The 5,039-nt window shown below is 70.2% G+C and carries 4 protein-coding genes; 1 reads left to right on the top strand and 3 read right to left on the bottom strand.

Going from position 1 to position 5,039, the window contains the following annotated elements; all coding sequences use genetic code 11:
* From Q0M60_RS09295 to Q0M60_RS09285, 3 genes are all read right to left on the bottom strand, one after another.
* Window positions 1-1,481, bottom strand: a 1,481-nt coding sequence (locus Q0M60_RS09295) for a 2-oxo acid dehydrogenase subunit E2 (RefSeq protein WP_296818549.1), incomplete at its 3' end; no start/stop codon positions are given.
* 5 nt (window positions 1,482-1,486) lie between these two features.
* A complete protein-coding gene (locus tag Q0M60_RS09290; RefSeq protein WP_366855768.1) occupies window positions 1,487-2,491 on the bottom strand; it encodes an alpha-ketoacid dehydrogenase subunit beta in 1,005 nt (334 codons plus the stop codon).
* A gap of 120 nt (window positions 2,492-2,611) precedes the next feature.
* Entirely contained in the window at window positions 2,612-3,844 is a 1,233-nt protein-coding gene (locus Q0M60_RS09285) for a thiamine pyrophosphate-dependent enzyme (RefSeq protein ID WP_296818544.1), read from the bottom strand.
* A gap of 163 nt (window positions 3,845-4,007) precedes the next feature.
* On the opposite strand from Q0M60_RS09285, the gene Q0M60_RS09280 reads away from it, so the two are divergent.
* Window positions 4,008-5,012, top strand: coding sequence for a hypothetical protein (locus Q0M60_RS09280; protein ID WP_296818541.1), 1,005 nt, complete (start codon window positions 4,008-4,010; stop codon window positions 5,010-5,012).
* Window positions 5,013-5,039 lie beyond the last annotated feature (27 nt).

Here is a 5,039-nt window from a genome sequence, read left to right as displayed (position 1 = left end):
GGGCCGACGATGGCGACCTCGGGGTGGTTGATGATCGGCGTGTGGACGACGCCTCCCAGCGTGCCGAGCGAGGTGATGGTGATGGTCGAGCCGGACAGCTCCTCGCGCTTGGCCGAGCCGTCCTTGGCCGCGCCCGAGACGCGCGCGATCTCGAGCGCGGTGTCATAGGGGTCGCGGGCCTCAGCGTGGCGGACGACCGGGACCATCAGGCCGTTCGGCGTCTGGGCGGCGATGCCCAGGTGCACGGCGTTGTGCGTGGTCAGCACCCCGGCCTCGTCATCGTAGTGCGAGTTGATCTTCGGCTGGTCGCGCAGGGCCACGACGATGGCGCGGGCGATGAACGGCAGGACGTTCAGCTTGGGCTTGCCGGTCTGCTTGGCCTGGGCGTTCAGGTGGGCGCGAAGCTCCTCCAGCGCCGTGACGTCGATCTCCTCGACATAGGTGATGTGCGGGATGCGCCGCACGCTCTCGGCCATCTTCTCGGCGATCTTGCGCCGGACCCCGATGACGCGGGTCTCGGTCACGCCCTCGGCCTGGGCGTACATCGAGCCGCCGCCGGATGGCGCGGCCGAGCCCCGGCCGCCGGAGGCGACGTAGCCGTCCAGGTCCTCGTGGGTGATCCGGCCCGCCGGACCCGAGCCCGGCACGAACTGCAGCTCGATGCCCAGCTCGCGCGCGCGCTTCCTCACCGCCGGCGAGGCCAGCGGGCGTTCGCCCGCGATGCGCGTGGTGAAGGCTTCGGCGGCGGCCTTGGCCGGAGCCGCCTTGGGCGTGTCTGTCTTGGCAGGCGCAGGCTTGGCCTCGGCCTTGGCGGGCTCAGCCGCCTTCGGCGCGGGCGCCGGAGCCGGCGCGGCCTCGGCCTTCACATTGCCGGCGCCCTCGACCTTGAAGCTGACCAGGGGGCCGCCGACGGCCTGGGCCACGCCCGGCTCGCCGTGCAGGGCCACCACGACGCCGCTCACCGGGCTGGTGATCTCGACGGTCGCCTTGTCGGTCATGACGTCGGCGAGGATCTGGTCCTCGGAGACCGTGTCGCCGACATTGACGTGCCAGCCAACCAGCTCGGCCTCGGCCGTGCCCTCGCCCACGTCAGGCAGCTTGAAGACGTAATTGGCGCCCGAAGCGGCCGGAGCCGGCGCGGCGGCGGGCGCCGGCGCGGGTTCAGCGGACTTGACCGGCTCGGCCTTCGGAGCCGGAGCGGCGGCGGGCGCAGGCTCGGCCTCGGACGCGTTCCCTGCCCCCTCGACCTCCAACTCGGCCAGCGGCGCGCGGACGACCAGCATGGAGCCTGGCTCGCCATGGAGCGCGGTGACCTTGCCGGCCACCGGGCTGGTCAGCTCGACCGTCGCCTTGTCGGTCATGACGTCGGCGATGATCTGGTCCTCGGCGACGGTGTCGCCGATCTTGACGTGCCAGGCGACCAGTTCGGCCTCGGCGGTGCCTTCGCCCACGTCGGGCAGCTTGAAGACGAAACGACCCATCCCGATCAGCCCTCCATGGTCCGCTTGAGCGCGTCGGCCACCCGTTCGGGGCCGGGGAAATATTCCCACTCGAAGGCGTGCGGGTACGGGATGTCCCAGCCGCACACCCGCGCCACCGGCGCCTCCAGGTGGTAGAAGCAGCGCTCCTGCACCAGCGCGCTGAGCTCGGCGCCGTAGCCGCTCGTCTTGGGCGCCTCGTGCACCACCACGCAGCGGCCGGTCTTCTTCACGCTGGCCTCGATGGCTTCGATGTCGAGCGGCACCAGCGAGCGCAGGTCGATGACCTCGGCGTCGACGCCCGCGTGCTCGGCGGCCGCCAGGCTGACCCAGACCATGGTCCCATAGGCCAGAATGGTGACATCCGAGCCCTCGCGCATGATCCGCGCCTTGCCCAGCGGCTCGACGTACTTGCCGGTCGGGACCTGGGCCAGCTTCTGGGCCTTCCAGGGCTGGACGGGGTTCTGGTGCCAGCCGTCGAACGGGCCGTTGTAGAGGCGCTTGGGCTCGAAGAAGACGACCGGGTCGTCGTCCTCGATCGAGGCGATCAGCAGGCCCTTGGCGTCGTAGGGGTTGGACGGAATGACGACCTTCAGCCCCGCGATATGGGTGAACAGGCTCTCGGGGCTCTGGCTGTGCGTCTGGCCGCCGAAGATGCCGCCGCCGTAGGGGCTGCGGACTGTGATCGGCACGGTGAACTCGCCGCCCGAGCGATAGCGGATCTTGGCGGCCTCGGAGACCAGCTGGTCGTAGGCCGGATAGATGTAGTCCGCGAACTGCATCTCGATCACGGGGCGCAGGCCATAGACCGCCATGCCGATGCCGGCCGCGGCGATGCCGTTCTCCGAGATTGGGGCGTCGAAGCTGCGGGTCAGGCCGTGCTTCTGCTGCAGGTGGTCCGTGACGCGGAAGACGCCGCCGAAGTACCCGGCGTCCTCGCCGAACGACAGGACGTTGGGGTCCTCGGCCATCTTCACGTCGAGCGCCGAGTTCAGCGCCTGGATCATGTTCATGGCGGCGACCGACGGACGCTCCGGCGCGTCGGAGGCCGGCGGGTTTTTGGCGTCCACGGCGTCCGGCGCGATGCCGTCGGTGCGGTCGGCTTCGGTGAAGGTCGTTTGCTCAACCATGGATCAGACCCCCACTTCGCGGCGCTGTTCGACCAGGCGCCAGTCCTCGGAGGCGAACACCTCCTCGAACATGGTCTTCACGCTGGGCCGCGACTGGCCGAGCGTGCCGATGGCCTCGGACTCCTTGCCGGCGGCGCGGACCTGTTCGACGGCCTCGTCTTCAGCGGCCTTGTGCTGGTCGTCAGACCATTCGCCCAGGCCGATCAGGTGCTGCTTCAGCCGCTCGATGGGATCGCCCAGCGGCCAGTGCTCGCCCTCGTCGGCGGGCCGATAGCGGCTGGGGTCGTCCGAGGTCGAGTGCGGCGCGTGGCGGTAGGTCAGCATCTCGATGACCGTCGCGCCCAGGTTCGAGCGCGCCCGCTCCGCCGCCCACTGGCTGGCGGCCCAGACGGCCAGGAAGTCGTTGCCGTCGACCCTGAGGCACGGCAGGCCGTAGCCGATGGCCTTGGAGGCGAAGGTCGTCTCGAGCCCGCCGGCGATACCCTGGAAGGACGAGATGGCCCACTGGTTGTTGACGATGTTCAGCACCACCGGCGCGCGATAGACCGCGGCGAAGGTCAGGGCGGAGTGGAAGTCGCCTTCCGCCGTCGCCCCGTCGCCGATCCAGGCCACGGCGACCTTGTCGTCGCCCTTGTAGGCGCTGGCCATCGCCCAGCCCACGGCCTGCGGATACTGGGTGCCCAGGTTGCCCGAGATGGTGAAGAAGCCGAACGACTTGTCCGAGTACATGATCGGGAGCTGGCGGCCTTTGATCGGGTCCGCCGCGTTCGAATAGATCTGGTTCATCATGCTCGCGAGCCGATAGCCGCGAACGATCAGCAGGCCCTGCTGGCGGTAGGTCGGAAAGCCCATGTCCTCGGGGCTGAAGACCAGCCCCTGGGCGCAGGCGATGGCCTCCTCGCCGGTGCACTTCATGTAGAAGCTGGTCTTCCCCTGGCGGTGGGCGCGGTGCATCCGGTCATCAAAGGCGCGGGTCAGGATCATGGCTTTGAGGCCCCGCCGCATCGTGTCGGCGTCAAGCCGCGGGTTCCACGGGCCGACCGCCTGGCCGTCGTCGTCCAGCACGCGGATCAGCCTGAAGGCGTGGTCGCGCATCTCTTCCGGCGTCGCGGTGATGTCCGGGCGCGCGACCGCGCCGGCGGGGTCCATCGGGACGTGGGAGAAATCGGCCTTGCCGCCCGGTCGCGCCGGCGGTTCCGGCACGCGCAGGGACAGCGGTTGCGTGTTCTTCTTCATGCCTCGCCCTTGAACGGCGTTTCCTTTCGAAGCTGCCCCAAGGGGCGGCTCCGTCCTGAGGCGCGCTCAATAGCACGTCGGCCCGCCCTGTCACCCGGACGGGCCTTTCGATTGCCCAAGTCGCACGGCCAAGGCTAGGCTCAGCCGTTCTCGGAGTTTGCCGATGGTCCGCCGCCCTCTCCTCGCCGCCCTGGCGCTTGCGCCGCTGCTGGCCGCCTGCGGCTTTCTCGGCGGGCCGGACGACCCGGGGCCCGAGATTCCGGTGGTCACGGTCGAGACCACCCCCGAGGGCATGACCGTCCTGGCCCGCAGCCCGGCTGAGCCGCTGCTGCTGGAAAGCGTCGCCTTCGGCGCCGACGGGCGACTGCTGGTCTCGTCGATCCACAGGGCCGGCGTCTTCCGTCTCGGCCAGGACGGGACGCTGGAGCGCTTCACGACCGAAGGCGCGACCCACGGCGTCTTCGGCATGGTCGCCGACCGGGAGCGCGGCCATCTCTGGGTCACGACCTCCAACACCGAATACGACACGATCGAGGGCGCGACCGGGACGGCCCTGATCCGCATGGCGCTGTCGGACGGCGAGGTTCAGGCTGTCTACGCCCTGCCGGGCGAAGGCCGCCGGCTGTCCGACCTGGCGCTAGGGCCGGACGGCTCGGTCTTCGTCAGCGATTCGACCGGCGGGGGCATCTACATGCTGGCGCCGGGATCGGGCCGGCTGGAGCACCTCGCCGACGCGCCGGCCCGCGCTTCGCCCCAGGGACTGGTGGTGTCGGACGACGGCCGCTGGGTGATCTTCGCCAACTACGGGACGGGTCTGCACCGGGTGGTGGTCTCCACCGGCGCCATGCAGCAGGTCCGCGTACCGGAAGGCGTGGAGGTGCGCGGCCTCGACGGCCTGGCCCGTCGCGGCAATCGCATCATCGCTGTCCAGAACGGCACCCAGACGCCGCGCATCCTGGCGCTCACCCTGTCGCCCGACTGGACCAGCGTGGTCGAACGTCAGGCCCTGTTCGAAGGGGCGCCCTTGTCGGAGCCGACCACCGGCTTCATCTCCGGCGACAACTTCGTCTTCATGGCCCGCAGCCAGTGGACCGACTTCGGCCAGGACGGCGCGCCCGAGACCCCGACCCCCGACCCGGCCGTTATCGGCCGGATCGCGCTGAACTAGGAGCCCGTCATGATCGAGATGGTGATC

Source organism: Brevundimonas sp. (genome assembly GCF_024711105.1).
Lineage (GTDB): Bacteria > Pseudomonadota > Alphaproteobacteria > Caulobacterales > Caulobacteraceae > Brevundimonas.
Note: the sequence above shows the minus strand (reverse complement) of the source record. Positions and strands in the feature narration are given on the sequence as shown.